At 69.8% G+C, this 25,276-nt stretch carries 22 protein-coding genes, 1 tRNA gene and 1 pseudogene; 10 read left to right on the top strand and 14 right to left on the bottom strand.

Going from position 1 to position 25,276, the window contains the following annotated elements:
• Positions 1 to 201: 201 nt before the first annotated feature.
• From NRB56_RS31425 to NRB56_RS31415, 3 genes are all read right to left on the bottom strand, one after another.
• On the bottom strand, positions 202 to 633 hold the full coding sequence (locus NRB56_RS31425) for a hypothetical protein (protein ID WP_153347927.1): 432 nt from the start codon (positions 631 to 633) through the stop codon (positions 202 to 204).
• Positions 634 to 869: 236 nt separating this feature from the next.
• On the bottom strand, positions 870 to 1,346 hold the full coding sequence (locus NRB56_RS31420; RefSeq protein ID WP_153347926.1) for a hypothetical protein: 477 nt from the start codon (positions 1,344 to 1,346) through the stop codon (positions 870 to 872).
• Positions 1,347 to 1,728: 382 nt separating this feature from the next.
• Positions 1,729 to 1,998, bottom strand: coding sequence for a glycosyltransferase family protein (locus NRB56_RS31415; RefSeq protein WP_153347925.1), 270 nt, complete (start codon positions 1,996 to 1,998; stop codon positions 1,729 to 1,731).
• Positions 1,999 to 2,424: 426 nt separating this feature from the next.
• On the opposite strand from NRB56_RS31415, the gene NRB56_RS40290 reads away from it, so the two are divergent.
• Together NRB56_RS40290 and NRB56_RS31405 are read left to right on the top strand one after the other, a co-directional pair.
• Positions 2,425 to 5,265, top strand: a complete 2,841-nt coding sequence (locus tag NRB56_RS40290; protein WP_153347924.1) for a tetratricopeptide repeat protein — start codon at positions 2,425 to 2,427, stop codon at positions 5,263 to 5,265.
• A gap of 78 nt (positions 5,266 to 5,343) precedes the next feature.
• Positions 5,344 to 5,637, top strand: a complete 294-nt coding sequence (locus tag NRB56_RS31405; RefSeq protein ID WP_153347923.1) for a hypothetical protein — start codon at positions 5,344 to 5,346, stop codon at positions 5,635 to 5,637.
• On the opposite strand, the gene NRB56_RS31400 is transcribed toward NRB56_RS31405, so the two are convergent.
• Both NRB56_RS31400 and mihF read right to left on the bottom strand, forming a co-directional pair.
• Positions 5,603 to 5,687: transfer RNA gene (locus tag NRB56_RS31400), tRNA-Leu, on the bottom strand. The two genes, NRB56_RS31405 and NRB56_RS31400, sit on opposite strands and share 35 nt — an antisense overlap.
• 76 nt (positions 5,688 to 5,763) lie before the next feature.
• A complete protein-coding gene (gene mihF, locus NRB56_RS31395) occupies positions 5,764 to 6,078 on the bottom strand; it encodes an integration host factor, actinobacterial type (RefSeq protein WP_026342753.1) in 315 nt (104 codons plus the stop codon).
• Between the two features lie 230 nt (positions 6,079 to 6,308).
• Between mihF and NRB56_RS31390 the strand changes: the two genes are divergently transcribed.
• Positions 6,309 to 7,241 (top strand): LLM class flavin-dependent oxidoreductase, encoded by a 933-nt coding sequence (locus NRB56_RS31390; protein WP_153347922.1) that lies wholly within the window; start codon positions 6,309 to 6,311, stop codon positions 7,239 to 7,241.
• A 45-nt stretch (positions 7,242 to 7,286) separates the two neighbouring features.
• Positions 7,287 to 8,273, top strand: a complete 987-nt coding sequence (locus NRB56_RS31385; RefSeq protein WP_153347921.1) for a DUF2889 domain-containing protein — start codon at positions 7,287 to 7,289, stop codon at positions 8,271 to 8,273.
• Between the two features lie 37 nt (positions 8,274 to 8,310).
• Here the strand turns inward: NRB56_RS31385 and NRB56_RS31380 are convergent, their stop codons facing one another.
• Positions 8,311 to 9,741: an acyl-CoA reductase gene (locus tag NRB56_RS31380; protein WP_319943805.1), complete on the bottom strand. Its 1,431-nt coding sequence runs from the start codon at positions 9,739 to 9,741 to the stop codon at positions 8,311 to 8,313.
• Positions 9,738 to 11,087: a hypothetical protein gene (locus tag NRB56_RS31375; RefSeq protein ID WP_319943804.1), complete on the bottom strand. Its 1,350-nt coding sequence runs from the start codon at positions 11,085 to 11,087 to the stop codon at positions 9,738 to 9,740. The genes NRB56_RS31380 and NRB56_RS31375 overlap by 4 nt, the downstream gene beginning before the upstream one ends.
• A gap of 117 nt (positions 11,088 to 11,204) precedes the next feature.
• Here NRB56_RS31375 and NRB56_RS31370 point away from each other — a divergent pair, with 117 nt between their 5' ends.
• From NRB56_RS31370 to NRB56_RS31360, 3 genes are all read left to right on the top strand, one after another.
• A complete protein-coding gene (locus NRB56_RS31370; RefSeq protein WP_153347918.1) occupies positions 11,205 to 11,858 on the top strand; it encodes a TetR/AcrR family transcriptional regulator in 654 nt (217 codons plus the stop codon).
• A 32-nt stretch (positions 11,859 to 11,890) separates the two neighbouring features.
• Positions 11,891 to 12,769: an SDR family NAD(P)-dependent oxidoreductase gene (locus NRB56_RS31365; RefSeq protein WP_153347917.1), complete on the top strand. Its 879-nt coding sequence runs from the start codon at positions 11,891 to 11,893 to the stop codon at positions 12,767 to 12,769.
• Positions 12,770 to 12,992: 223 nt separating this feature from the next.
• Positions 12,993 to 15,386 carry an ATP-binding protein gene (locus tag NRB56_RS31360; RefSeq protein ID WP_153347916.1) on the top strand — a complete coding sequence of 798 codons (2,394 nt, stop codon included), beginning with the start codon at positions 12,993 to 12,995 and terminating at the stop codon, positions 15,384 to 15,386.
• Here the strand turns inward: NRB56_RS31360 and NRB56_RS31355 are convergent.
• The 5 genes from NRB56_RS31355 to NRB56_RS31335 form a co-directional block, all read right to left on the bottom strand.
• Positions 15,299 to 16,225, bottom strand: coding sequence for a CPBP family intramembrane glutamic endopeptidase (locus tag NRB56_RS31355; RefSeq protein WP_194291055.1), 927 nt, complete (start codon positions 16,223 to 16,225; stop codon positions 15,299 to 15,301). The genes NRB56_RS31360 and NRB56_RS31355 overlap by 88 nt on opposite strands.
• Positions 16,226 to 16,390: 165 nt before the next feature.
• On the bottom strand, positions 16,391 to 17,200 hold the full coding sequence (locus tag NRB56_RS31350) for a thioesterase family protein (protein WP_319943803.1): 810 nt from the start codon (positions 17,198 to 17,200) through the stop codon (positions 16,391 to 16,393).
• A gap of 121 nt (positions 17,201 to 17,321) precedes the next feature.
• A complete protein-coding gene (locus NRB56_RS31345; RefSeq protein ID WP_153347914.1) occupies positions 17,322 to 18,062 on the bottom strand; it encodes a class I SAM-dependent methyltransferase in 741 nt (246 codons plus the stop codon).
• 231 nt (positions 18,063 to 18,293) lie between these two features.
• Positions 18,294 to 19,490: an ABC transporter substrate-binding protein gene (locus NRB56_RS31340; RefSeq protein WP_153347913.1), complete on the bottom strand. Its 1,197-nt coding sequence runs from the start codon at positions 19,488 to 19,490 to the stop codon at positions 18,294 to 18,296.
• Positions 19,491 to 19,528: 38 nt separating this feature from the next.
• Entirely contained in the window at positions 19,529 to 20,263 is a 735-nt protein-coding gene (locus NRB56_RS31335) for an ABC transporter ATP-binding protein (RefSeq protein ID WP_153347912.1), read from the bottom strand.
• A gap of 130 nt (positions 20,264 to 20,393) precedes the next feature.
• On the opposite strand from NRB56_RS31335, the gene NRB56_RS31330 reads away from it, so the two are divergent.
• Positions 20,394 to 23,015, top strand: coding sequence for an ABC transporter permease subunit (locus NRB56_RS31330; protein ID WP_153347911.1), 2,622 nt, complete (start codon positions 20,394 to 20,396; stop codon positions 23,013 to 23,015).
• Between the two features lie 4 nt (positions 23,016 to 23,019).
• Here the strand turns inward: NRB56_RS31330 and NRB56_RS31325 are convergent, their stop codons facing one another.
• The gene (locus NRB56_RS31325; protein WP_319943802.1) at positions 23,020 to 23,709 is read right to left on the bottom strand and encodes a nucleotidyltransferase domain-containing protein; all 690 of its coding nucleotides are present in this window, start codon (positions 23,707 to 23,709) and stop codon (positions 23,020 to 23,022) included.
• 417 nt (positions 23,710 to 24,126) lie between these two features.
• Here NRB56_RS31325 and NRB56_RS40575 point away from each other — a divergent pair, with 417 nt between their 5' ends.
• A complete protein-coding gene (locus NRB56_RS40575; RefSeq protein ID WP_153347909.1) occupies positions 24,127 to 24,396 on the top strand; it encodes a DUF3761 domain-containing protein in 270 nt (89 codons plus the stop codon).
• Positions 24,397 to 24,443: 47 nt separating this feature from the next.
• Here NRB56_RS40575 and NRB56_RS31315 read toward each other — a convergent pair.
• Positions 24,444 to 24,611, bottom strand: a pseudogene (locus NRB56_RS31315) (UTP--glucose-1-phosphate uridylyltransferase); the annotation flags it as partial.
• Positions 24,612 to 24,737: 126 nt separating this feature from the next.
• Here NRB56_RS31315 and NRB56_RS31310 point away from each other — a divergent pair.
• A complete protein-coding gene (locus tag NRB56_RS31310) occupies positions 24,738 to 25,274 on the top strand; it encodes a TetR/AcrR family transcriptional regulator (protein WP_194291054.1) in 537 nt (178 codons plus the stop codon).
• Positions 25,275 to 25,276 lie beyond the last annotated feature (2 nt).

Below are 25,276 nucleotides of genomic sequence, written 5' to 3'. Positions count from 1 at the left end.
CCGGCGAGCCAGCCCGAACGGGCGGCAGGAACCTCACGAGCCAGCCCCGGCTCAACACCTCCGGCAGACTACGACCGGTGATCACCCAGCCAGCCAACCGGTGACATTCATATAAGCCGGAACCTCAGGTCGCTTCGAGGTTCGAGTGCGTTGAGGCGGACACGGATCGGCGAGATCCGGGCGGGGTTGTCCCGGTACTGGCTATCGCGGGTGGTGTAAGTGGTTGGTCTGGTTGTTGTGGTCGCCGATGGCGCCGATGACCACGCCGGGCGCGTTCACCACCCGGGTGTGGTCGCCGGTGGCGGCGGTCCCGTGGAAATCGCCTCCACCGGTATCGATCGCGATCGAGCGATCCTGCGACACGGTCGCATCCCGGCCCGCCTGGACCGTCGTGTTGCCGTCACCGGTCACCGTCAGACTCGCCTGGTTCCCGCCGACCGGCTCAGACGGCGTTCCGGATGGCGCGGTCGCGGGTTGCCGCAGGTGCAGCCACAGGGCGGCACCGAAACTGATCGCGGTCAGCCCGGCCGCGATCAGCCACAGCCACCACGCGGCGTTGTCGCTGGTCGCCAGGTTCACCACCGCCGACGACGCGGTGGTCACCACCGCCGTCACCGCGGTCGGAACCGCCACCGGCGCTACTGCCTCCCATCTCGCACCCACCGCACACCCTTCCTGCTCATCAGCACGAACTTGCTTCGCCTGCAACCATCGTCGGACCGGCCTGGCACGCTACGACTCCCGAGCACATGACACCGGCAGCCATGGGCGAGGACCGCTGGGACGGTCGATGCACACGCACCGGGGCGTATCCCGGTGAGTCCGTGATCTCGGTGAGGATCGCAGACCTGTCAGGCCGGATGTGTCATCTACTGGGGGCGGTGGAAGTGGTTGGTGTGATTGTTGTGGTCGCCGATGGCGCCGATGATCGCTCCGGCCGCGTTGACTACGCGGGTACTGGAGGTGGTCACGTCGCGGCCGGCCTGGACGGTAGTGTTGTTGTTGCCGGTGACCGTGGCGGTCTGTGTCACCGTCGTGGTGTCACCAACGGTGTCCAGCAGCGGGGCCAGCCGGCCGGTCAACAGGTGCCGAAGTGCCACCGCCAGTGCGGGATCGGCGGCCAGCAGCCGCCGCAACCGGGACTGCCACTCCCCCGCCAGCGCGTCCCGAGCCGGGCGATCGTCACCGGTCCCGGCGACCTCGGTGCGCAACTGGTCCAGATCGCCGGCGATCCCGGCGGCCTGACCGGGCAGATGCTGGCGCCACCAGCCGGTCACCGCGTCTTTCGCGGCAGGCCACACCTCGGTGCCCGCCAATGTCACCAGAGCTTTCCCGGTCTCGGTCACGACAGGATCCACGAAATTCAACCCCCTCGGTATTCCCGCTGTCCGCGGGTGCCGTCATCGTAGAACCTCGAGCCTGCCCGCGAGCATGAATTCCTGGTGTACGACATCAGCGACCCGGCACATTGCTCAGTGCCGGCAATGCTGTACAGCAACCGCTTCCGACCGCGAGCCTCTGCGAAAGCAGTGGATCTGACGAGGCGAGACAACAGTGTTGCGACACGACACTTTCGACCGATCGGCGGATCAGGTCCGGGCGGGTCTGCGCTCGGTTGGCGGGCTCGTTCGTGAAGGGACGCGACCGCCGCGTACAGGCCGACACCGGTCAGGGCGAGTTGCCGCCGGCGCGGATCGACTGAACTCGACGATCGCCTGCCGCTGGTGGTCACGGGTCGAAGGCCGGCGCACCCCCGTCGAGCAACGCACCGAAGACGATCGCATCGAAATCGGGGTCCAGCCACGACGGCCCGGCATCGATGATCTGCACCCCGTAGTTGGCGTCCAGCCAGCCGGACCACTTGTCGGGCATCGCGATTCGCACGTCGTGGCCGAGTGTGCCGAGCGTACGGACGAGCGTGACCAGCCCACGCAGATGTGATTCGATCGGATTGATGGTGACCAGCACCCGCATGCGGTCGTCGAGCGGAAGACCCATCGAGATAACCACCCATCATGAGTCCCGGAACGGCGCATTCCAGCTCCACCCCGGGTGGCCCTGACCGGATTCTCGCAGAATCAGCCTGTGCCCGAAGCACTTTCGGAGAGCATTGAACTCACCACACAGCGCCGGCGAGGTCCTCCCGCCGAACCGGGGTCAGCAGGAAACCGGAGGCCCGGCGCGAATGCCCACCCGGTAGCGGGCCACTCCGCGCGGATTCCACCTTCCGACGCGGCGTTCGGGAGATACTGCACTCCTACGACACCGCGCTCGCCGAGTTCGAAGACACCGACCAGGCGGCGTTCACCGGATCTGTTCGCCCGATTCGTGTGCACACAGGCGGGCCGTCGGTACCCCACCGGCACCGGAACCGCGCGCCACACGCGGTGACGGCACGGCGTCGTTCCCGACACGTACCGCGAGGTGATCCAGACGACCGAGAAACCAGCGCCGGCCGACCCGGAACCGGCATCCCCGATCGTGATCGACGCGCAGGGCGCCACGATCGGCATCATCGGCGACCACGCCACCCAGACGAACTACTTCGTCACGGTCGTGGTCCACACCGACCGGTTCTGGACCGAACCATTGCCCGACACGCCGCCGGTCCCCCGGCTGCCGCAGACCCGGCTCGGGCAGTTGCTGGCCGCCCGGCACCGGGTGGCACCGTACCTCGGCCGCGGCGCGGAACGGCACGCACTCGAGCTGTGGCGCAACGCCACCGAGACCGCACGGGCGGCGCTGCTGGTGCACGCACCGGGCGGAATGGGCAAGACCAGGCTGGCCCTGGAGTTCGCCCATGCGAGCCGGTCGGCCGGCTGGGCGGTCGCGGTCGCGCATCACGCCACGGATCCGTCTCCGAATCCGGCGGCGGTCCCCGACGTGACCCGGGCCCGTGGACTGCTGCTGCTGGTCGACTACGCCGAGCGCTGGCCACGCGAGGACCTGACAATCCTGTTGCGCGACATCAGCTTGCGCTACGCCGAAGCTGCGGTACCGGTGCGGGTCCTGCTGCTCGCCCGCCCGGCGGGCTGGTGGTGGCAATCCCTGGAGAATCCGCTCACCAAGCTCGAATTCGCGGTCGACGAGCTGCCGTTGCGCAGTCCCCCGCCGCTGGATCGCGCCGAGCTGTTCGACGCGGCCCGGGATCGATTCGCCGAATTGCTCGGCGTCTCGGAGCCGCAGCGGCTGCGGGCCGCCGGATCGCTCGATGATCCCGCGTATGCCGTCACACTGACAGTGCAGATGGCCGCGCTGGCCGCCGTCGACGCCGCCGCCCGCAGCGACCGGCCACCGGCCCACCCGGAGCAGCTGTCCCGATATCTGCTGACCCGGGAAACCGACTATTGGACAGCCGCTTACGAGAACCACCGGATCACCACCCCGCCCGCGATGATGGGCCGGCTGGTCGGATTGGCCGCGCTCACCGGCGCGGTCGATCATCGGGACGCGCTGTCGATCGTCGCGCGGGCGGGCCTGGAACCCGGTGCGGCACAGCAACTGCTCGACGATCACCGGATCTGCTATCCGCCGACGGTCCCGGATGCGGCACTACAGCAGTTGCTGCCGGACCGGCTCGCGGAAGACTTTCTCGCGAGCCGGCTCTCGGCCGCCGACGACCCGTGGTTGCGGCAGGTTCCCGATCTGCTCGCCGGCAGCCTGGACCCGCGGATCGCCCGGTACGCACCGCACATGATGACGATGCTCATCGAGACCGCACACCGCGCACCGGGCTTGACCACCACCGTGCTGCAACCGCTGATCCGGGCGCATCCCGGTGTCGCGATCGGCGCCGGGGGTGCCACCCTGCTCCGGCTCGCCGAGCTGCCCGGCGTCGATCCGACGACCCTGCACACCGTGGAATCGGCGATCCCGCAGGCGCGCCGGGTCGATCTGGATATCGCGACCGCTGCCCTCAGCACCGCGCTGCTGCCGCACCGGCTTGCGGCGAGTGCGGATCCGGCCGACCGCGCCCACGTCTACCGATGGCATGCGGACCGCCTCGACCATGCGGGCCGCCGGGCGGAAGCGCTGGAGGCGAGCGCGGCGGCGATCGCCAGCCTGCGGGCGCTCGCCGCCGACGATCCGGGCACCCATGGACCGGAACTGGCTGCCGCGCTGGACAATCTCGCGGTCCTGCTGTCGGGGTTCGGCCAGCACGACGAGGCGCTCGAACCCGCGCAGGAAGCCCTGCGACGATATCGGGCACTGGCTGCCGCCGATCCGCAGACCCACGAGCCGGAACTCGCACTGGCGCTGCTCAACTACACCAACCGGCTCTCGACGCTGGGCCGGCATCGGGAAGCACTGGACACCATCGGCGAAGCCGTCGACCGATACCGCACGCTGGCCCGCACCGATTCCCACACCCATGACGCCGATCTGGCGTCGGCCCTCGTGAGCCTCGGTAATCGGCTGGGGCAACTGGGACGGCATCGGGAAGCACTGTCGGCCGGCGCGGAGGCCGTCGACCGCTATCGAGTGCTGGCCCAGGCGGATCCGGCCGCCCATGAACCGGATCTCGCACTGGCGCTGGCGAATTCGTCCATCCAGCTCGTCGCCGCCGGCGAGTGGCAGCAGGCGCTGCCGGTCGCCGCGGAGGCGGCCGACCGGTACCGGCACCTCGCCGAGATCAATCCCGCTGCCTACGAACCGATCCTGCCCACGGCGCTGGGCAGTCTGGCCGAGGTTCTGATGGGATCGGAGCGACACGAAGATGCGCTGCCGGTCGCCCGGGAAGCGGTCGAGCGGTTCCGCACGCTCGCCGCCACCAATCCCGGTGGCCACGAACCGAATCTGGCCTGGTCCTCGGCGCTATTGGGCGCCGTGCTGGCCAAGTCCGGCCGGTCCGCGGCCGCACTGGAGGTCACGACCGAAGCCGTCGCACTCAATCGCCGCCTGGCCCAGGCGAACCCCGCGTACGACCAGCCCCTGGCCCGGACCCTGGTCGATCTGAGCCTGCGGCTGCGGGACTGCGACCGGAACCAGGACGCGCTGGCCGCCGCCGAGGAGGCGGTCACGCGCGCACAGCGACTCGTCGGGGCCGACACCGCCCACGAGCCCGAACTCGCTGACGCACTGTGGGCCTTCGCCCACGCATGCGGGGACATCGGGGACCGGCGGGCCGAGGCCATCGCCGCGGCCCGCGCGGCCGTCGACATCTACGTGCGGCTCGACCGCGCGACACCGGGCCCGTACGTCGCCGATCTGAGCGGAGTCCGCCGGATCCTGGCCGAGCTGTCCGGCGAGGCGCCCTCCGGTTGATCCAGGCCGCGCGCGGATTCGCGACCTCGAATATCCAGCGGCCAGGTCGAGGCACTGATCGCGACCTGGACCGCACAGGTGCAACGCGAGAAGCAAGACATCGACGCCAGGATCGACGCCCTCCGCGCCGCCGACACGAGCAGACACCGGATGACCGCCGACGAGATCCAGAAAACAGTGGCGTCGCTGGGCGAGCTGATCGGCATCCTCCGGAAGGCCGACCCCGCTGACAAGCTGGAACTGTACCGCCGCCTGGGTTTGAAACTGACCTACCAAAACAGGACACGGGCGGCCGTGGCAGATTTCCTGCCACAACCGCCCGTGAGTGTCCCGATTGTGTCCGAGGGGGGACTTGAACCCCCACGCCCTTAAACGGGCACTAGCACCTCAAGCTAGCGCGTCTGCCATTCCGCCACCCGGACCGGTGATGCTCAGAAAGATTATCCGATTGATCGATGAGGACCAAATCGCTGGCATTGGGGCCGGTCCGGGTGGTTTTCAGGCGTTCAGCGCCTCCAGCAGGGCGGCGCGCTGGCGCGAGCCGAGGCCGCCGATGCGACGGTCTACCGGGATCTCCGCCTCGTCCATCAATTTCGCTGCCTTGACCGGGCCGATGCCGGGCAGGGCCTTGATGACGGCTGCGACCTTCGTCTTCTTGACCAAGTCCTCCTTGTCGGCGCGCTTGAGCACCTCGGCCAGTGAGACCGAGCCCTTGCGGATCTGCTCGATCAGCTCCGACCGGGCCTTACGCACCGCGGCCGCCTTGGCCAGCGCTTCGGAGCGTTGCTCGGCGGTCATGGTGGGAAGAGCCATGTCAACTACCTTTCACTCGTTCGCCGGTACCTCAACGGCACCGATTGAACATCACCGATGCCCGGGGCGTGCTTCGACACACCGCTCGAGAAAATCCGGGTCGTATGCGGGGCGGAGGGGGTTCGCGGGCGATTTGCCGGAATTGGTGAGGGGCTCGGATCGGCCGGGTAGAGGTGCGGAAATGATAATCTCGGGCTGAGAGAACATGGATCTCGGCGAGGATTCGGGTGATGGACGGGTTGGACGTCGGCGTCTATGTGCCGCAGTTGGGATTCACCTATCGCGACGTTCTGCATCGGGCGCTGCGCTGCGAGGAGTTCGGGATCGGGTCGGTGTGGTTGTACGACCATCTCTACGGGCCCGGGGCCGAGCAGTTGCCGTCGCTGGAGGGGTGGACGCTGGCCACCGCGCTGTTGAGCCGCACCGAACGGTTGCGGGTCGGACATCTGGTGTTGTGCAACCAGTTTCGGCATCCGGTGCTGCTGGCGAAGATGGCCACCACGCTCGATCAGGTGTCGGACGGGCGGCTGGAACTCGGGCTCGGTAGCGGGTCGATCGAGGACGAGCATCTGCGGGCCGGGCTGGCGTGGGGCGGCTTCCCGGAGCGGTCGCGGCGGCTGGCCGAGACGCTCGAGATACTGACCCAGGCGTTCGCCGACGGGGTGATCGACTTCGCGGGCGATCACTACGAGGTGCGGCGGGTGCCCGTCGTGCCGGGGCCGGTGCAACGGCCGCGGCCGCCGATCGTGGTCGGCGGAGTGGGGGAGAAATTCACGTTGCCGCTGGTGGCGCGGTATGCCGACGTCTGGAACGTGCCGACCTACGCGCTCGGGGAGATCGAGCGCAAGCTCGACGTGCTGCGGTCGCTGTGTGCCGATATCGGCCGCGATCCGGGCACGCTGCGGCTGTCGGTGGAGGCGGTGGCGGCGGTCGCACCGGACGACGCCTCGTTGCCGGAGGTGCGCGCGCTGGCCGAGAAACGTTTCGGGGCACCGGGTTTCGGGTTGCGCGAGGGTGGGCTGGTGGGGACCGCACCGGCGGTCGCGCAGCGGCTGCGGGAGTTGCGGGAGCTCGGATTCGATCAGGTCGTGCTGTTCACGCACGATCGCGCCTCGGACCGGACGCTGGAGCTGCTCGCCGATCGGGTACTGCGCGAGACGTGACGCGCCGGGAACGGATCCGTCGCAGCGAGAACGAGTGAGGACGCCATGACATCGCAGCAGCATCGAGCGGTTCCCGCGACCGCCACGCCGACGCGCCGGCCGGGTTCGGTCCGGCGGACGACCACCCACGATTCGCTGCGGCCGGACGGGCTGCTCGCGGCCGTGACGCTGGTCGCGCGCGGGCGTGATCTGCGCACCGAAATCGACGGTGGGCACACGGTTCTCGACGAGGCCCGGCTCGAGGTGGAGGTCGATTACCCGCGGCGGCAGGTGCGGAGGATCTCGGCCGACCCGGCGCATCCGAGGCTGACGGAACTCGTCGGGGTGAATGCTTCCTCCGGGTTCCGGGGTGCGGTAGCCGAGGCATTGCCGGGTGAGCGGGAATCCGGGTCGGTGCGATTCCAATTGCTCGACGATCTGCCGACGGCGTTGCTGGTCAGTGGGTACGCGATCTCGGCGGGGCAGGCGCCGTTACCGGCGCCGGTCCCCCGGCCGCGATCCGGACTGCAATATCCGGATCTGTGCGCGGGGTGGATCGCGGAGGGCACGTTGATGTCCCGGTTGACGGAGACCGGGGTGGTGCCGATCTCCGAGGGGCCGCTCGCTCCCGAGGTCGAGCCGGACGATCCGCTGGGCTGGCACGAGCACGAGCCGCTGCCGCCGCACGGCATGCGGCGCCGACGGCGGCTGGATGTGTGGCGCGACGGTGAGGTCGTGCGGGTGGAGGGGTTCTTCCGGGACAGTCACCGCAGTGGCGACGGCGTCGAGACCGTCGTGCACGAGTACACCGTGCACGCGACCGTCGACCCCGCCACCCGGCGGTTCGTGACCTCCGAAGCCGAGATCGGGGCGCTGCCGTGGCCGGAGTGCCCGGTCGCGGCGGCCAGTGCGGGACGGCTGGCGGGGCTGCCGCTCACGGGACTGCGGGCCGAGGTGCGCCGGAACTTCACCGGGCGCAGTACCTGCACTCACCTCAACGACACGCTCCGCGCACTCGAGGACGTCGGCGCGCTGCTGGAGCACGTGCGCTGAAACCCGGTGGGGCGGGCGCGAACCCGCCCCGGGCCGGTCACTGCGGGGCTTCCACCCCGTCCTCGTGTGCCATCCAGTGCACGAACCGGTGCAGCGGGTACATGGCGTCGTGCGGGTTGCCGATGGTGCTCGGTCCCGCCTCGCCCAGGTGGACGATGCGCTGGGCGCCGCCGCTGGCGAGGCGGTCGCGGTAGTCGGGCATCCGGTCGAACGGGTAGAAGCCGACGGTCTGGGTGGCGACGTTCACGTACTTCACCGCGTCGTCGAGCGAGTCGACCCGAACCACGTTGGCGGTCTTGTTGATCGGGTGGAAATCGACCGGTTCGTCGGAGCGGATCACCAGGCCGGTGCCGTCGGTCTTGCCGAACACCCGGAACTCGTCGTCGAGCAGGGTGAGCATGTCGATCTGCTCGCGCAGGTCCCGATCCAGCGGCCGGGTGTCGCCGGAGTCGGCGGCCTTGGCGACGATCCGGTCGTGCAGGCGCTGCCCGAACCGGTCGACCTCGTCCTCGCCGGCCTCGACGAAGACGAAACGGCTTGCGACACAAGCCTCCTGGTTGAGCACCATGACATCGGCGGCGGCCAGTTCGGCGGCGGTGTCCAGCGCCTCGTCGGAGTCGAACGCCTGGCGGCCGACCATCGAGATCGAGGTCTTCGGATCGAAGGACACCAGCTGGAAACCGGGACCGAGATACTTGATCACGTTGTTGATGGCGTCGCCGCCGCCCCACGCCACGATCTTGTCGAAGTACTGCGGCCGGTACAGGGTTCGCTCCACCGCGTCGTCGCCGCCGCGCCAGTACACCGCCGACATCGACTTCACGATGGCGTGCCCGGGATCGAGGTCGGCCATCGTGCGCAGGATCGCGACGGTGGTGAACGGATCGCTGGACGACATCTTGAACAGGTTGACCGCCTTCACCATCGCGCCCTGCGCGATCGACTTCACCGCCACCCCGGGCGAATTGCCGGGCAGCACGTGGATCAGTCTGGGCGCGAAGGCCCGCACGAAGCTCTTGCGACCGGTGAAGTCCCGCTTGGGGATCCACTCGTCCAGGGCCCGCGGATCGGGGAAGTTCTGCTCGACGATCGTTTCCAGCAGGCGCTTGTCCAGGAAGGAGGCCGCGCCCTTGACCTGGGCCTCCAGCACGCCGCGCGGCAGGATGTGGGTCGAGGACATGCGGTCGATGCAGTCCTGTACGAAGGGGTTGTGCGGATCGCGCAGTCGCTGGCCGGTTTCCACCAGGAAGTCGATGATCTCGGCCAGTGGCACGTTCAGCAGCGGCGGTACCTCGGTGCGGGGGTGCACCGCCTTGTCCAGGTCGATGGTCGGGGTGGCGAAGGTGACGCCGAGATCGCGGGAGCGATGGGTGAGGTCGTCGCGTTCGATCAGTTCACCGCGCAGGAAGAACGGGGCGGAGACGACCGCTTCGGCGGTCTCGGGATTGCGGGTTTCGGCAGTGGTCACGACAGTCCTCGCACATAGGCATCGACGGTGCCGGCGCAACCGATCTTGTCGTCGCCGGTGATGTCCGCGTAGCGGACGATGTTGTTGCGGATCGACGGGCCCGCGGCGCCGCAGGCGCACTGATCGAAGTCCAGCGAGATCTTGTCGCCGGTGATGACGCCGCCCCAGCGGCCGTCCAGGGACAGGTCGAAGAACCCTGCCCGGCCCTCGACCTCACCGGACTCGTGCGGCAGCAGCGCGTCGCCGGCCTCGTCCAGGACGAACGGCACCACCCACGGCGGCACGTGGTAGCGATCGCCCTTCTGGCACTTCGGCATTCCCGAGTTCAGCTCCTGCATGGAGTAGTTCTGGAAGTCCCGGTTGGGCGGGATGTTGAACGTCTCGTGCACGAACTGCTGGTAGTCCTCGGGCAATTGGGCCCGCTTCAGGCCGCCGCCGACGTAGATGCAGTTGTCGGGATGGAAATCCTTTGCCGCGTAGCCCTTTTCCCGGACCAGCTGCGCCACCTGGTACAGCGCGTTCCACATGCCGCCGATGTAGAGCTTCTCGCCACGGAATTCGATCATCGCGTCCGCGGCGGCGATCAACGCATTGTCCAGTGTGGCCTGACGCTCCTTGGAGGTGCGTTCGAAATCGGCCAGTTCCTCCGGCGCGGCGGTGCCGTCGGCCATCTTCTTGCGCAGCACGACCATCTTGGTGAGCGCGCCCACGGTCAGCGGCGGGATCGGCAGCCGGAACCGCTGCTTGCCCGGATCGCCGAACGCGGCCTCCTGCGCCTCGCCGCTGATCAGGTTCTTCGGCACCGCGGCGGTCGGCGCGATGCCGACCATCCGCCGATCCCGCGCCGGGACGACACCCGAACCCCAGGCGAACACGTTGACCGTGTCCTTGCGGGACCAGGCCATGTCCTGTTCGGAGGCCAGCAGCATCGCGGATTTGCCGGTGGTGCCGCTGGAACAGGACACGTAGTGGCCCTTCGCCTGCAACCGGGAGATCCACTCGTCGATCCCGTCGATGTCGGCGGTCTCGATCGGGGCGATCGGGTACGGGGAGATGGTGCCGAGCCATTTGCCCAGCCGGTCCCAGCGCTCGTCGATCAGGAAGCTCTCGGGGTAGCTCTTGTACGCGGTGTGCGGGAACAGCAGCGGCACCACGTCGTCGAAGTCGCGCACCTCGGTGACGCCGGCCTCCGAAGCCCGGTGGCCCAGCAGTTTGATCCGGTCCTTGCGGTCCTGGAAGCGCTCGTTCACGGCCTCGATCTGGATCTCCCGCAGGTCCGCATGGGAGTGGTCGAAGCGGTCGTCGGCGTCGACCAGCCGCGTCAATTTTTCTCTGGCTGAGCTCACGGAGGAGCGTCCTTCCTGCACGGCCGTCACGGCCTCGACAAATAGCAACCCGTGCGTATCATTATTCGTGGTTCGGGTCACAATGCAAGTGGCAGTCGAAAGGACGAGGTCAGCGAGTTGTCTGGAGCACACGACGCCCCACCGGCGCGCCGCGGCGCGGGCCGGCCCACCCGGGAACAGGCCGAGGCGCGGCACGAGGAGTTGATCGACGCCGCCCTCGACCTGTTCCTGGAACACGGTTTCGAGCTGGCGACGGTCGAGATGATCGCCGCGCGGGTCAACATGACCAAGCGCACCGTCTACGCCCGCTATCCGGACAAGGCTTCGCTGTTCCGGGCCGCGGTGCGCCGCGCCACCGAGCGGCAGATCGTGCCGAAGGATGTGCTGGAGCGGATGGACGACGGCGATCTGCCCGGCACCCTGGAACAGGTCGCCCGCCTGCGCATCGGACAGGTGATGACCGTGAACGGCCTACGGCTGCAACGGATCATCAACACCGAGAGCTATCGGTTCCCCGAGATCTTCGTGGAGAACTACACCCTCAGCGCCGGGCCGGTCGTCGAATTCGTCGCGGGGGTGCTCGACCGCGCGATCGTCGCCGGCGCGCTGGCGCCGACCGACACCGACCAGGCCGCGCGCGCGTTCATGACGCTGGTGGTCGGCGGGCAGGTCCGCGCGATCGTCGCCGGTCGCCCACCGACCGCGGAGCAGCTCGAGGAGCGGGTGCGGTTCACCGTGCGGCTGCTGCTCGACGGCCTGCGGCCGCGCTGAATCCCCTCAGTTTCCGAAAAGATTGCGAGACAATGACTTCCACATTCGACCCCGCCCGTCCCGTCGCGGTCGTCACCGGCGCCAGTTCGGGCATCGGCAAGGCGACCGCGCGTGAACTGCTGGCCCGGGGGTGGCAGGTGATCGGCGTGGGCCGCGACCCGCAGCGCAGCGCCGCCGCGGCCGCCGAACTGGGCGGCGACTTCGTGATGCTGCGCGGCGATTTCACGCTGATGGCGGAGGTGCGCCGGGTCGCCGACGAGATCCTTTCCCGCACAGAGCGTCTCGATGTGCTGATCAACAACGCCGGTGGCGTCCGGGACCGCCGGATCGTCACCGCGGACGGCACCGAGGCCACCTTCGCCGCCAATCATCTGGCCCCGTTCCTGCTGACCCGCGAACTGTGGTCGTCGCTGGCGGTGACCGCGGCGGCGCGACCGGCCGGCGCCGTCCGGGTGCTCGCCGTCTCGTCGACCGCGCACCGCAGCAGCCGGGGCCTGGACTGGGACGACGTGCAGAGCCTCGGCGTCGAACACCCCACCGTCGCCTACTGCCGGGTGAAGCTCGCGAACATCCTGTTCACCCGCGAACTCGCCCGCCGCGGCGCCGCCGAGGGCATCATCGCCCAGGCCATGCACCCGGGCGTGGTGGCCAGCAACTTCGCCACCCACGGCGACGCCGCGATGCGGGCCCACATGGCGGCCGCCGACACGGTCTCCCCCGACGAACCGGCCGAGACACTGGTGTGGCTGGCGACCGATCCGGAAGGCGGCCACACACCCGGCCGGTACTTCCACCGCCGCGCCGAGGAGGCGCCCGCCGAGCTTGCCCTGGACGACGAGGCGGCGGCCCGGCTGTGGGTGGAGAGCGAGAAACTCTTGGCCGCACTGGGTTTCGCGGCGGCGGTGCGCTGAGGCAACGCGGCCGGAGCGGATCGCCGGATCCCGGACCGACTCGGCACCGCATCCGGTCCCTGAGCGAGATCGGGTGCGGCACTGCGGGTCCGATCATGCCGGTGCGGGATGGGCTCGGATCGGCTCCCGCTCCCGGATACAATGACCAGGTCGGCGATCACCGCGGGCCGGTGGGCGATTTCGTCGCGCGGAAGGCACTGCGGCGCCTGCGATGGAGGGTGCGATGGCTCTGCGTGGTCGGCCGGCGGTCATGGCGCCCATCTTCGCGACCGCCATCTGCACGACCGGCCTCGCGGTCGCGGTCAACTACGCCACCTCGGTCGATCGCTCGATCTGGCTGTGGCCCATCGTCGTCGGACTGACCCTGCTGGCGGTCGCCGCGACGGTGTGGCAGCACCGCGGGCAACTGCCGGCCGCGCTGTCGAGAGGTGCGAGCGAGGTCGCGGTGACCGGCGGATCCGGGACCGGCGACGCCGATGAGACCGGAACGGCGGTGCCGCAACAGGTCACGGACGGGGGCCCCGCGCCGCGGGGCGAAATCGAGGTGGCGGTGCCGCACCAACTGCCCTTGCGGTCACCGCATTTCGTCGGCCGTGAGGCGGAACTGCGCCGGCTCACCGCCGTGCTGGACGACCTCGACGAGACCGTGCCCGTGGTGATTTCGGCGATCGAGGGCACGGCCGGAATCGGAAAGACCGCCCTGGCGGTGCATTGGGCGCACCTGGTCGCCGATCGTTTCCCGCACGGACAGCTGTACGTCGACCTGCGGGGGTTCGACCCGGCCGGACCGCCGGTGGCGCCCGCCGAGGCGATCCGCGGCTGCCTGGACGCACTCGGCGTGCCGCCGGATCGGCTCCCCATCGAAGTGGACGCGCAGTCCGCGTTGTACCGGCGCCTGGTGTCGGGACGTACGATGCTGCTCGTCTTGGACAATGCGCGTGACAGCGACCAGGTCCGGCCCCTGCTACCGGGCACCGTGTCGTGCCGGGTGGTGGTCACCAGCCGCAATCAACTCGCCGACCTCGTAGCCCATCACGGCGCGCATCCGATCACCCTCGACGTGCTGGCCACCGAGGACGCGGGCGCGCTGCTGGCGCGTCGGCTGGGTCACGAGCGGGTCGCCGCCGAGCCTGTCGTCGCCACCGTGCTGATCGAGCAGTGCGCTCGGCTACCGTTGGCGTTGGCGATCGTCGCGGCGCGGGCCGTGTTGAATCCGTCTGTCCCGCTGCGGGTTCTGTCGCAGGAACTACGCGACGAACAGACCCGGCTCGACGCGCTGGACGCGGGCAATCCCGCCACCGACGCGCGCACGGTCTTCTCCTGGTCCTATCGGCAACTCGCCCCGGCCGCGGCCCGGATGTTCCGGCTCCTGGGATCGCATCCGGGCCCGGACATCTCGGCTCCCGCCGCCGCGAGCCTGGCCGGAACCGATGTGCGACAGGCTCGGCAACTGCTGAACGAACTGATCCGGACGCATCTGGTCGCCCAGAGCGCCGCGGGCCGCTTCGGGTTCCACGACCTGCTGCGGGCCTACGCCGCCGAACTCGCTCGCACCGTCGACGCCACCGAGCGCCGCGCCGCGCGGCAACGAATGCTGGATCACTATCTGCACACCGCGTACGCCGCCCAGACATCGATGCACCCCCGCCTGCCGCCCCTGCAGCCGGGGGTCCACGCTGCCGCGGTCACGATCGAGCCGATCGAGGACTCGGCGGCCGCGCTGGCCTGGTTCGACGCCGAGCATGCGGTCCTGCTCGCCGTGCTGCGACTGGCGGTGGCATCGGGACAGGACGCGCACATCGTCCAACTTCCCCACATGCTGGTCGAATTCTTCAGCAGGCGTGGGCATTGGTGGGACTGGGCGGACACCCAACACCTCGCTCTGGTCGCGGCCCGGCGCGGCGCCGAGATGTCCACGATCGCGCAGGCGCATATCGGTCTCGGACGTGTGAGCGCCTATCTGGGCGACTACGCCGCCGCCGAAACCAACCTCGGCGCGGCCCTCGAACTCTTCCACCGCATCGATGACCGCACCGGCGCGGCCTTCACCCACCGCGAATACTCGACCCTGTACGAATTTCAGGACCGGCACTCGGACGCGCTGCGCTCGACCGAGAACGCGTTGCGCCTGTTCCACGCCACCCACGATCGTCGCGGCCAGGCGATGGCCCTCAACAATCTCGGCTGGTTCCACGCCCTGCTCGGCGACTATCGGCAGGCCGTCTCCTGCGCCGAGTCGGCTCTCACGCTCAACCGGGAACTCGGCAACCGGCGCAGCGAGTCGCGCACCCTCGACACTCTGGGCTACGCCTTCCACCACCTCGGCGACCACAACCGGGCGATCGAACACTACCGGCTGTCGCTCGCGGTCAACCGAGAACTCGGTGACCGCTACCACGAAGCGACGGTTCTCGACCACCTCGGCGAAAGTCATTTCGTGCTGGGCGATTTCGGCGCCGCTCGCGACGCCTGGGCGGAGGCCCTCGACAACCTGGACGATCTGGCCCTACCGGGACAGCAGGGCTTCGGCTACGCCGACGCCGACCGGATCCGCGCGAAACTTGCTGAATGCGAACGGGATTCGGGACGGCCCGGCCCGATCGGCGCCGGGCCGTGACCTTCTCGGCGGTGAGCTCGGCGAGGTCGAGCCGGTGGGCGCGGACCCCTCCGCCGCACCGTCGTCACACCGGCGGCCACGAGTACGGCGGCGATCGCGACGAATACGATCTGTGGCCGGTCCGAGGTGTCGTCACCGGCGAGTAGATACCAGGCGATGTTGATCAGCCAGTGCCCGATGGCCGCGACCAGCACGCGCTGGCGGAAGCTCCCCTCGGCCGGCGATCCGAGCACGGCGGCGAACGCCAGCACCGCCACGAAGAAGCTGATCGCGATCGGCGCGCCCGCCGTGAACGCCTGGACATGCCACAGCGCCCAGGCCGTTCCGGTCACGCATATCGCCGCGAACCGGGACATGCGCGATTGGAGCAGTGGTTGCATCAGCCCTCGCCAGCCGATCTCCTCGCCGGTGGCGCCGAGCAGTTGCAGCAGCAGGAACACCGCGAAGGGTACGGTCCCGACCGCGGCGGGACCGACCGGGGTGACGCCCCACACCACTGCCCCGGCCGTGATCAGCAGCCAGAACGACACGCATGCCACGGCCATCGTGGCGACATTCGTCAGGACGCGCCGGACGGGTACGGCCGAGAACGGCAGCCCGGTAACGGTTTTCCGGTACATCGACCAGGTCGCCAGCGCACCCAGCACCGGGCCGAACTGGACCAGGGACAGGGCCGCGCTGTCGATCCCCGAACGTGGTTGCGCCACAAGCAGAGCGGCCGAGGCGAGGACGGTGGACAGCACGTAGCACCCCAGCGCGGTCCGGACCTTCGCCCGGACCGGCGACCGATCCGAAGGTGCCGCGCCGCGCGTGGATTCGCCCGCATCGGTGGGATTCACGCTGTCCACCCTTGCGCTCCGAGGCCGCCCGCACATCACTCTGCGGTCCTGCTCGTCGGTCGTACCGGGGTATCAGGCGGCCGGCCCGGGAGTGACCCGGCGGAGCGAGGTCGCGTGATGGGCGAAGCCGGTCGGCCGTCCCGAACGCACCTGCCGGTCCGGCGATCAGGGTCGCGCCGTGACGTGTTCGGCGGTGAGGCGGGCGAAGTCGAGCTGGCGGCGGGAGTTGGAGACGGCGGTCACGACGCAGGTGCCGAGGCGGCCGAGACGGTCGTAGAGGGTCGCGGTGCCGATCGAGATCCCGTCGTGGGCAAGGTGATCCGCGGCCTGCAAGCCGAGTTCCGGGCCGACGGGCAGCCGGGACAGGGTGAGCGTCATGTCCGAGTTGATGTACCCGACGCCCTGGGAACCCCAGTTGCACACCATGTTCGTGGTGTCGCCGACGATGGCGGCCCGCTGGAAGGGAGAGGTCTGCTCCCCCGCCACCAGTGGCGGCTGATGTTGCCAGATGGTCTTGCGCTCGGCGTTCTGGCAGGCGCCGAAGTCCATGGTCCAGTCGTCGGCGCCGGTCCGCACCCACAGTCGCATGTTCCGGTCGGTGGGATCCGGCGGGTCGGGCAGGCTGTGCGGCGAGCTCCAGATCTCGCCGGGTGGGGTGTCGGCGGTCTTGAGGAACACCGCCGTAGCGCGGGTGCGGACCTTGCCGTCCTGCTCGACGCGCGCGTCGGCGACGACGATCCGGTTACCCCGCCGCACCACCTCGCTCACCACCGTCAGCGGTTCGGCGACGACGGGGCTGAACAAGTCCACGGTCAGCCGGGCGGGCACGAATTCCGGGTCGGGACAGTGCTTCTCCAACTCGCGGGCCAGCAGCCCGCACACCGCGTGCCCGCCGATCTGCTTGGCCGACCACCGTGCCACCGCGAACGGCGACGCCTGGTACCGGCCGTCCACCTCCGTGAAGAACGCGACCACCGCGCCGACTCCCTCCGTCGTACCCCGATCATGATTAGAACATGTTGCAGCTACGGTGCGGCATCGGCCCCTCGGTACCGTCGCCGGCCGATTACGCCGTCCGGGTGTGACGGGCTCGGAGTCAGCGGATGGCGACGATGACCGCGTCGGTGACCGAGCGCCACGGCACGCCGGTTTCGGCGAAGCCGGCAGCGCGCAGGTGGTCGCGGTGCCAGGTCAGCGACTGCGGTTCGCCGGGGGTTCGGTTGTCGAAAATGGCTCGGCTGGCGGCGAATTCGCTGGACAGTTCGGGGGCCTCGGCGACGTCCGACCACCACTGCTCCCAATCGCGGGCGCCGTCGGCCCGGCTGCGTTCCTGATGGGTGCGCTGGACGATCTCGTCGAGCGCGTTCAGGCGCGGCGTGCGCGGATCCGGCATGTGGTCGGCGTTGAGGAGGAGGCCGCCGGGGCGCAGCAGCGGCAGCAGGTCCCGGTACAGGCGATCCAGCCGGTGCGGCGGCATCCAGTGGGTGGCCGTGGCGGTGAGCACGGCGTCGAACAGGCGCGGGGACAGGCCGGCGGTCCAGCCGGGTTCCTCGAGGTCGGCGACCACGAACTCGATCCGGGCGTCGCCGTCGAACGAGCCCCGCGCGATCGCGAGCAGCGTCGGATCACGGTCCACCGCAACCGAACTCGCCTCGGGCAGCCGGGCGAACAGGCGGCGGCTGAGGGTGCCCGTCCCGCAGGCCAGGTCGAGCACGCGGGGTGACTTCCCGGCCGCCGCCTCGACCAGATCGAGCATCACGCGGAACCGTTCCTCGCGGTCGGGCAGATACAGCTCTTGCTGCCGATCCCAGCTCTGTTGCCACGCCTCCCAGTCCATCGAGTTCCTTTCTTCGAGACCCGTGCCCGGGTCACCGTCGCCGACCGGATCGGCATCGATTCTTCCGGGAACTCGCCTGACACCTGCCCGGACACGCAGGGCACGCCTGATCGGCCGGCGGCGGTGGTCGCTAAGCGCGCGGAGCGGGGCGTATCCGGCGCGCCGACCAGTACACCGATATCGCCGAGCCGAACCGGCCGGGCCGCGCGCCGATACCCGCGGCCCGGGAGCTCAGGGCGCCGGCTGTAGGACCTGGTGGGTGCCGGTCTCGTAGAGTTTGCCGTCCCAGCCGGCGGCGCCGTTGACGACGTGGACCACGGTGTACGCGGGGTTGTAGATGGCTCCGTACGGCAGCGGGGTCTTGGCGGCGAACGAGATGGCGGGGGTGAGGCCGCCGGTCTTCACCGCCGCGAGCTTGTGCAGCCCGTCGAGCACCGAGGCGCGATCGACCGTCGGCAGGGTGCCCGCGACCTGTGCGAACATCTGCACACCGAGCCAGCTGCTCAGCGCCAGTTCGGTCAGCTTGCTTTGCGGCGCATAGGCTTTCATGTCGTCGTTGAACTGCTTGCCGTACGCGGTGGAGGTGTCCCAGGCCGGCGGGAAGACCAGGCTGAGGGTGACCGGGCCGCCGGATCCCATCGACTCCATGCTCCGCTTCTCGAACGCGGCGCCGGCGACGGCGACCGTGCCCTTGAATCCGGCCTGCCGCAAGGCGTTCACCGCCACCGGGGTCTGCGCGGTGAACGACAGCCAGATGATCGCATCGGGATTGCCCGCGATGGCCTGCTGCACCGGGGCGCTGAGGTCCGCGGCGGTGGCCGAAAGCCGGACGTCGGCGGTCACCTGCACGCCGGCGGCGGACATGATCTGCATGATGGACTTGCGGTTCGCGTCGGAGGTCGGCAGGTCCAGGGTCACCAGGCCGACCTTCTTCGCGCCGCTCGCGACGACATCCTGGGCCATGCCGGGGAATCCGACGACGGTCGAGCCGTTCACGTTGAAGGCCAGCGGATTGGTGACGTCGAAGGTGGACACCGGCCACTGCCCGATCACCGGCATCTTGGCCGCCTCGAGCTGGGCCTTGTCGGCGTCCAGGAATATGTCGGAACCACCGGCGAGGGCCACGATCTTCTTGTCCGCCAATATCTTCCGCACGCAGTTCGCGGATTCGGTGGCGTTCTGGTGCATGTCGCAGGTGTTCAGGTGCAGTTGCCGGCCGTTGACCCCGCCGTGCGCGTTGATCTCCTGCACGGCGGCCTGCGCGCCGTCGGCGTACTCCGGGTTGGCGCTGACCCCGCCGGACAGTGCGGCGATCGCGGCGATCTCGAGCGGTCCGTCGCCGCTCGACGAGCTGTTGCCGCTGCACGCGGTCAGGGCCAGGGCCAGTGCGGCCAACGGCGCCAGCAGTTTCGCGATGGAACTCGACATGGACGAACCTCTCGGGGACGAGCGATGAGAAACGATGGTCACGACAGATACAGCGCCGCGAGGTCTTCGAGGCGCGGCAGCCACTGCGCCGCGGGACGCTCGTCGACGAGCTCGCCGCGGCGCAGCACGTGGGCCCGGTCCGCGCGGGCGAGAACGGCTTTCGCGTTCTGCTCGACCAGCAGGACCGCGACGCCGGTGTCGGCGGTGGCGCGGACCGCGTCGAGCAGTCGCTCGCGCACCTGCGGCGCCAGGCCCAGGGACAGTTCGTCGATGAGCAGCAGCCGTGGCCGGCGGGCCAGCGCCAGGGCCAGCGCGAGCATCTGCTGCTCGCCACCGGACAGCAGGCCCGCGCGATGCCGCATCCGCCCGGTCAGCTCCGGGAACAGGTGCAGCGCAGTGTGATCGGCGCCGACCAGGCGCAACGACTGGCGCACGGTCAGGCCGGGGAAGATGTGCCGCTCCTCCCCCAGGAACGACACGCCCCGGCGGCAGCGCCGGTAGGCGGGCAGCCGGGTGCAGGTGTCGCCGAACAGCCGGACCTCGCCGGCGGTCGGCCGCAGATAGCCGGCCAGCGTGCGCAGCAGCGTGGTCTTGCCGGCGCCGTTGGGGCCCAGCAGCGCCACGACCTCGCCGGGCCGGACGGCCAGATCGATCGCGCGCAGTACGTCCACCGCGCCGTAGCCGGCCGCTAGTCCGTCGGCCGCGATCGCGGCCGGAACATCGTCGCCGGTCTCGGAGGCGGACGAAACGTCCACTCCCGCACTGTCACTCATCGGCATCCACCGTATTTCCGCAACCGCCCTGTTGCCCAACCCTTGCGAGTAGGTGCTCACAAACATACAGTCGGCACGGGCGCTTCGCCAAGAGGCGCCGGCAACATCGGAATACGGCGAAGGGGTCGTGATGGACCTGACCCTGCGATTCGCGCTGCTGGGCCTCGGTATCGGCGGCGTGTACGCGGTGAGCGCGGTGGGGATCGTGGCGATCCACCGCGGCTCCAGGACGATCAATTTCGCCCACGGCGGCATCGCGCTCTGGGGTGCGCTGCTGTGTTACCGGCTGCGTGACGACACCGGCCTGCCGTTCGCGGCGGCGGCCGCGCTGACCCTCGCCGGCGCGGCGATTTTCGGGGCGCTGATCTACCTGGTGGTGATCCGGCCGATCCGCAACCGCACCCAGCTGTCACGGATGGTCGCCACGCTGGGCCTGCTCGGATTCCTGACCGGGCTGGCGCACACCGTCTTTCCCGATGTGCCGCGGGTGCCGCGCAGCGCGCTGCCGTCGTCGACGACCCGCGTTCTCGGACAACCGATTCCGACCGAGCGGGTCGCCATCCTGGTGATCGCGGTGCTGGTGGTCGCGGTGCTGGCGGGCTGGTCGGCGTGGGGCCGGCTGCCGTTGATGACCAAGGCGATGGCCGAACACGAGTCCGCCGCACAGGCATTGGGCGCCTCACCGCATGTGCTCGGCGGCCTGAACTGGGCACTGGGCTCGGTGCTCGCCGCGGCGGCGGGCATCCTGGTCGCCCCCATCGTCGGCCAATTCGACACCACGATGCTCACGGTGACGGCGTTCGCGCTGGCCGCCGCGCTGCCCGGCCGGTTCGACGGCTATCTGTCGGCGCTGGCCGGTGGCCTGATCCTCGGGGTCGGCGAAAGTGTGGTGACACATCTGGTTTCCGATCACGTCCCGCGACAGTGGCAGCTGGGCTGGCCGCAGACCGTGCCCTTCGTCGCCGTGCTGCTGATCCTGGTGCTGCGCCGCGACCGGGCGAGCAACCGGCTGCCCGCGGTGCCCGCACAACCGGTGGCCGCTGGGCTGTTCCGGCCGATCCCGGTGGCGATCGCCGTGGCGGTGGCGGTCGCGGTGCTGTTCCTCGGCACCCCGGACTGGCGGGACGCGGCGACGGTGTCGATTGTGTTCGCGATCCTGGTGCTGTCGCTGGTGCTGCTGGTCGGCTACGCCAACCAGATCAGCCTGGCGCAGATGACCGTCGCCGGCCTCGGCGCGTATGTGGCTGCCCGGCTGGACATCTCGTTCGGGCTGCCGTTCGTGCTGGCACCGCTGGTCGGCGCGGCGGTCGGCGCGCTGGCCGGGCTGCTGGTCGGCCTGCCGGCGCTGCGGGTGCGCGGCATCAATCTGGCCATTCTGACCATGGCGCTGGCGATCGCGGTGTCGGTGGTGCTGTTCGAGAGCAGCACCTTCACCGGTGGTCTGGTCGGACTGCAACCGCACCCGCCGGCCCTGTTCGGATTCGAGATCGACGCGGCGCTGTATCCGGAACGGTACGGGCTGTTCGCGCTGTGCTGGCTGGTGCTCGCGGGCCTGGTGGTGATGCTGGTACGGCGTTCCGCGCTGGGCCGCCGGCTGCTGGTTGTCCGCACCAACGAGCGCGCGGCCGCGTCCGTCGGAATCAGTGTCACCCGAACGAAACTCGCGGCGTTCGTGGTGTCCTCGGCACTGGCCGGGACGGCCGGCGTACTGCTCGCGTTCCGCAGCTCCACGGTCACCTTCGGCCAGTTCGCGTTCATGGAGTCGATCAATCTGGTGAGCCTGGCGGTGATCGCGGGCGTGACCTCGGTGTCCGGCGGACTGCTCGGCGGCGTGATGGCCATGGGCGGACTGGTGTATCTGGCCATCTCCGATCTGAACATCGGCTGGCTCACCGAGAACTACGCCACCGTCTTCGGCGCCGGACTGGTGGTCACCGTGCTGGTCCACCCCAACGGGGTGACCTGGCGCAAGCGTTCGCAGTTCGACCCCGCGCCGCTGCCCGGCGGGGTGCAATCACCGCGCGCCGGTGCGGAATTGGCGGCCGCGGACGTCTCGGTGCACTTCGGTGGCGTCACGGCCGTCCGGTCGGTGACCATGGCGGCCCGGCCCGGCGAGGTGACCGGCCTGGTCGGCCCGAACGGCGCCGGCAAGACCACACTGCTCGACGCCCTCGGCGGCTTCGCGCCGATCGACGCGGGCGAGGTGTCGCTCGGCGAGCACGCGCTGACCGGCCGCAGCCCGGACGCGCGGGCCCGCGCCGGACTGGGCCGGGTGTTCCAGGGCGGTGAACTGTTCGAGGATCTCACCGTGGCGCAGAACCTGCGGGTGGCCGCCGAGAACGCCGGGCACACCGACGGCCGGCTGCCCGAACCGGCCCAGGCGGCGGTCGAGAAGTTCGGCCTGACCGACGATCTCGCGCGCCTGCCCGCCGAACTGTCCATGGCGAAACGGCGTTTCACCGGCATCGCCCGCGCGCTCGCCACCGACCCCGCGGTCGTACTGCTGGACGAGCCGGGCGCGGGCCTGTCCATCACCGAGATCGGCGCACTCGCCACGGCGCTGCGCGATCTCGCGCTCGGCAGCGGCCTCGCGGTGCTCGTCGTCGACCACGACATGGCCCTGGTCATGTCGGCCTGCGACCGCATCGTGGTGCTGCACCAGGGCGCGGTGATCGCCGACGGCACCCCGGCGGAGATCCGCGCCGACGCCGCCGTGCAGGAGGCGTATCTTGGCCTGGCCCTGGTGGATTGAGCGTTCAGCACGCCTCGAGGTGGGCGCGCCGGACCCGCTGCAGGAAATCCTCCAGCGGCGCCTCGTCCGGCGCGGCGGGCAGCACGGCGGTGGCAGCGGCGAAGCGGGACTCGTACTCCGCCATCAGGTTCCGGGCCGCCAGCGCCTCCGGATCGGTCATCACCTGCTCACCGAACGCGAAATACACCTCGGGATCGGGCACCCGGATCGGCAGTACGCCGGTGGTGTAGAGCTGGAAACCCTGCCACAGCAACCGCCGGACGTGCCGGGCGTGCTTGGCGCGGCGCGGATCCCCGAGCCGTGGATGCCGGGACAGCGCCTGGAGTTGCGCGGTCGCGTACCCGAAGAACGCGTTGCGCACCCGCGGCGCGGACAGGAAGCAGCCGCGCAGCGACACCAGCTCCGCGCCGAACGGGGTGAGCAGCAGATAGTCCTCCAGCCACAGCACATCCATCGCGGTCGGATTGCACGCCAGCATCAGCCCCATCGCCTTGCCCACCTCGTGGTAGGTGGCGTCGGCCCCGTCGCGGCCGGTCCGGGTGGCGCGGTGCCGATCCGGCGGATGCAGACCGAGGAAACTGACCGTCGGCTCGACGAAGATCCCCGCGTAGTCGGTATCGCTCGACGGCGTGCTCAACCCGTAGGCGGTGGACCCGACCACACCTTCGAGCAGTAGATTTCTGGTCCTGTTCACGGTGCCCTCCCCGGCGGAACACGGTGCACCACAGCGGTACCCGATGTTCCGTCCCGTCGCTGTGGAATCGCTCTCCGCCGGTCGCGGGTGAGCCCATCCTGTGTACCACCGCCGATCGAGTACGAGCCAGCGAATTTCGGCCGCACCGAGTGGTTTCGGGAATGCCGGGCGCGGCCCCGAGAAGGTCACCAGGGTCGCCCGCGGCGGTACTGTCATCCGATACCGGTCGCGCAGCCGTGTGTGGGTAGCGCCGACAGTCCGGCCGGTAACGCGACGTCCGGTAACGCGACGTTGTTCGCTGGAACATCCGGTGACTGCGGAAACGCCGGGCGCTTGCCGGGACGCAGGTCGTATCATGGTTGACAGCACTCGTAGGTCTGGTCGCACCGTCAGGACTCCACCCGCTCGGAGGTCGCGATGACCAGCACGTTGCGATGGTTCGTACAGCTTGCCTGCATAGCGGCGATAGTCGGCGGCGGAATCTCGGTCTCGCCGGCCACAGCGCACTCCGACCGGTGCCCGCCCGATTTCTACTTGAACGTTCACAACGTATGTGTGCAACGCCCCGAACAGACCACCAAGCCACCACCGGGCGCGACGACCCGATGCCACGACGGCGCGTCCGTGTTCAGCCGCGATCTACCGAACGCCTGCTCGGGCCACGGTGGCGTCGGACAGGGGCCGTGACCGCGGAGACGGTCCGCGCCGGGGCCGTTCCGGCGAGCCGGCGATGATCAGGCGGCGGTGAGGCGACCGCGCAACCAGCTTCGCAGGGAGTCCGCGTACTCCTCCCGCTGCAACGCGAAATCGATTGCCGCGCGCAGATATCCGGCCGGGTTGCCGATATCGTGGCGGGTGCCGCGATGGACCACGACGTGGACCGGAGGCCCCTCGGCGATCAGCCGGAATCGGCTGTGTGAGCCACCGAATCGGGATCGCGGGTCGCCGGTGCGTATGCCGGCTGTGACAACTTTACGCGGTGGCCGAACCGTGTTCCGTACGGGATGCGCCGCCTTATAGTCGGGTGTGTGACGCACGACGCCCGGCCCGAGCCGCGGGCCGACCGCACCCTCGAGCACGTGCTCGCCTGTGCCCAGGCGATCCTGGTCACCGAGGGTCCGGAGGCGGTCACGTTCGCCGCCGTCGCCCGCCGTTCCCGGGTGTCGCGCAACACGCTGTACCGGCACTGGCCGTCGCGCGATCAGCTGCTGACGGACGCCGCGCTGCGGTACTACCGCGTGCGGGAGGCGCCGCCGGGTACCGCACCGGGGACCGTGCTGGAATTCCTGCACGCGCTGCGCGACAGCCTGGCGGTGCCGGGCACCGCCGCGGCGTTCACCAGCCTGGCGGCGCACGCCGACCACGATCCGGTCGCGGGCGAGGTGCTGCGCCGGATCACGGATCTGCGCCGCGACCGGCTCGCGGAGATCACCGGCCCGCTGTCCGACGCGGCGTTCGCGCGCATCGTCGGGCCGCTCTACTTCCAGGCGCTGGTGGCCCGCCGCCCGGTCGACGACTCCTTGCTGGCCGACCTGGCCGCGCAGTGGCGGCCGGTCGGCCGGTAACG

The sequence above is a fragment of the Nocardia aurantia genome, from assembly GCF_009604425.1.
In the GTDB taxonomy this organism is placed as follows: Bacteria; Actinomycetota; Actinomycetes; order Mycobacteriales; family Mycobacteriaceae; genus Nocardia; species Nocardia aurantia.
This window is presented reverse-complemented; position numbering and strand designations above follow the sequence as displayed.

Excerpts from the sequence above, each read along its gene's own strand:
- NRB56_RS40575 (WP_153347909.1), top strand. The coding sequence starts at position 24,127 with ATGACCAGCACGTTGCGATGGTTCGTACAGCTTGCCTGCATAGCGGCG.
- NRB56_RS31335 (WP_153347912.1), bottom strand. The coding sequence starts at position 20,263 with ATGAGTGACAGTGCGGGAGTGGACGTTTCGTCCGCCTCCGAGACCGGC.
- NRB56_RS31340 (WP_153347913.1), bottom strand. The coding sequence starts at position 19,490 with ATGTCGAGTTCCATCGCGAAACTGCTGGCGCCGTTGGCCGCACTGGCC.
- NRB56_RS31365 (WP_153347917.1), top strand. The coding sequence starts at position 11,891 with ATGACTTCCACATTCGACCCCGCCCGTCCCGTCGCGGTCGTCACCGGC.
- NRB56_RS31360 (WP_153347916.1), top strand. The coding sequence starts at position 12,993 with ATGGCTCTGCGTGGTCGGCCGGCGGTCATGGCGCCCATCTTCGCGACC.
- NRB56_RS31345 (WP_153347914.1), bottom strand. The coding sequence starts at position 18,062 with ATGGACTGGGAGGCGTGGCAACAGAGCTGGGATCGGCAGCAAGAGCTG.
- NRB56_RS31415 (WP_153347925.1), bottom strand. The coding sequence starts at position 1,998 with ATGGGTCTTCCGCTCGACGACCGCATGCGGGTGCTGGTCACCATCAAT.
- NRB56_RS31330 (WP_153347911.1), top strand. The coding sequence starts at position 20,394 with ATGGACCTGACCCTGCGATTCGCGCTGCTGGGCCTCGGTATCGGCGGC.
- NRB56_RS31390 (WP_153347922.1), top strand. The coding sequence starts at position 6,309 with ATGGACGGGTTGGACGTCGGCGTCTATGTGCCGCAGTTGGGATTCACC.
- mihF (WP_026342753.1), bottom strand. The coding sequence starts at position 6,078 with ATGGCTCTTCCCACCATGACCGCCGAGCAACGCTCCGAAGCGCTGGCC.
- NRB56_RS31385 (WP_153347921.1), top strand. The coding sequence starts at position 7,287 with ATGACATCGCAGCAGCATCGAGCGGTTCCCGCGACCGCCACGCCGACG.